Below are 1,828 nucleotides of genomic sequence, written 5' to 3'. Positions count from 1 at the left end.
GATAATAATCCAAACAAACAATACATCAAAGGTGAAAGAATTTATTTCAAATTCGTTAGATAGAATTGAAAGAATTATCAATTGTTATTCATTTATAAAAAAGATTGGACTTCAAATAATTTCAAGTTCTCTTGAAGAGATCCCAAGAAATGGAGTTTCTTATTATTTTGGGAAAACAGTAAAAATGTATCATGCTATTGATTACAGTAAAATTGATGAATTATTAGTTAAATATGAGTATTTTGATTTCATATTTGATCGATATAACAGATCATTATGTGAAATTAATCCTAAATCAAAGTTGCTTATTCTTTGGGGAATCGTAGAGGAAATATTTTTTATTGGTAAAAAAGAAATAGAACCATTAAGTATCAAGAGTGGTTCTTTATTAACAACAAAGGAAAAAAAAGAATTTAAAAATTTATTAAAGAATTCTACAATCTCTTGTGATAAGCATACGAAGATTATAAATAGATTGTTTGAACTAAAAGATACCGATAGAAATTCAATTATTTCAGAAAACATTACTAAATGTTTAAATAGAAATTTCAGTATTGTCATTAAAGAAATTAATTTTGTTTCAAGAAGTAGAGGAAAACAGGCTCATACATCAGAAAAATCTGCAAATGATGTTCTAAAAAGCATATGTATACTACAAAGTTTGATTGAGGATGTAATAAATAAACTGATTTCAGAAAAGTTGTAAGATTTAGTAATTTTATCTGATGCTAAAACAAGGAGAAAATAAAAAAATGACAAAAGAACAATTCGTATTTGAGTTAGAGAAGATCGGAGCGATCAAATTCGGGAAGTTCACGCTTAAGAGCGGTTTGGTTTCACCATTCTATTTCGATTTGCGGGATATGATCAGTTTTCCGGAAATTCTGGAAGGAGTTTCCGAACTGCTGGCGGAAAGGATCAAAGATATGAAATTCGATGTGCTCACGGGAATCCCTTACACAGCACTTCCCATTGCATCGCTGGTCGCTTCCAAACTGAAAAAACCGCTGGTGTATATGCGTAAGGAAGAAAAGGCATATGGAACCGGGAAGAACATCATCGGAAAATTCGAGAAAGGTGCGAAATGTCTGGTTATCGATGATTTGATCACAACCGGAGCAAGCAAGATCGAGACTGCGGAAGCGTATGAAAAAGAAGGCGTAATTATCAAAGATTTTGTGGTTGTGATAGACCGTAGTTCCAAAGGTAAAGAAGATTTAGCAAAATCAGGATATGAATTACACAGTCTAATTTCATTGGAAGAAATCTTGGATTTGCTGCAGGAAAAAGATTTGATAACTTCCGAGAAAATAAATGAAGTAAGAGATTTTACAGCCAGTATTTCCCAACCAAAAAAGAAAAAAGCGGATGTAACCAATCCTCTAACTTTGAAACTGAAAAAGAAGATAATCGAGAAAAAATCCAACCTGGTTCTTTCGCTCGATGTAACTTCCCAGAAAGAGTTTTTCGAGATTCTGGATGAAATTGCATCCGAGATCGTGATGCTGAAAACTCATATCGATATTCTTGATGACTATGATGAGAATTTTGTTCCCAAACTGCAGGAATATGCAGAAAAATACGATTTTATCATCTTTGAAGACCGTAAATTCGCAGACATCGGAAACACGGTGAAACATCAATATCGAAACGGAGTTTATAAAATTTGCGATTGGGCGGAATTCGTAACGGTTCATCTCGTTGCCGGCGCGGGAATTTTGAAAGGACTTTTCGACGGAATGGAGAACAGAAGCTCGTTCGTGCTGGCAAGAATGAGTTCCAAAGGAAATTTGATAAACGAAACTTATTCACGCAAATGCTTTGAGAT

Annotated in this window: 1 protein-coding gene; it reads left to right on the top strand. The window is 33.5% G+C overall.

What is annotated here, in order from left to right:
* Positions 1-725 precede the first annotated feature (725 nt).
* Positions 726-1,828 (top strand): orotate phosphoribosyltransferase (locus tag ENL20_08345; GenBank protein ID HHE38565.1); only part of this gene is annotated, 1,103 nt, incomplete at its 3' end.

This window comes from Candidatus Cloacimonadota bacterium, assembly GCA_011372345.1.
Lineage (GTDB): Bacteria > Cloacimonadota > Cloacimonadia > Cloacimonadales > TCS61 > DRTC01.
The sequence above is the reverse complement of the archived record's forward strand: the minus strand, read 5'-3'. Positions and strand labels throughout refer to the sequence as shown.